General features: G+C 44.8%; 1 pseudogene. It reads right to left on the reverse strand.

Going from position 1 to position 335, the window contains the following annotated elements:
- Positions 1 to 335: pseudogene (locus EIZ39_RS26255) on the reverse strand (hypothetical protein); the annotation flags it as partial.

Consider the following 335-nt stretch of genomic DNA (forward strand, 5'->3'; position numbering starts at 1 on the left):
CAGCCTTCAATTGAATCTTTGAAGTAGCAGCAGCTACAACATCAACATACACTGTGTTACCATAAGTACCGGTGTAAGTTGCAGTCGTAGTAGCAGGCGTGTAACCAGTAGGAAGGTTGTTGTTAACAAAGTTCGTTAAATTGACACCAGCAGCGTTTTGATTATCAGTACCCTTTGCACCATTGGCAGCGTCACCAACTGTTTGACCAGCCTTAGTAGTCGTTGCAGTAGTAATCCAAGTTGCAGTACCTACCTGTGCACCATTAGCGCGGTAAACAACCTTGACACTGTTGTCACTAGTAGCTACAGCATCAGAAGCAGTCAAAGATAGTCCG

Source organism: Ammoniphilus sp. CFH 90114 (assembly GCF_004123195.1).
Classification (GTDB): domain Bacteria; phylum Bacillota; class Bacilli; order Aneurinibacillales; family RAOX-1; genus YIM-78166.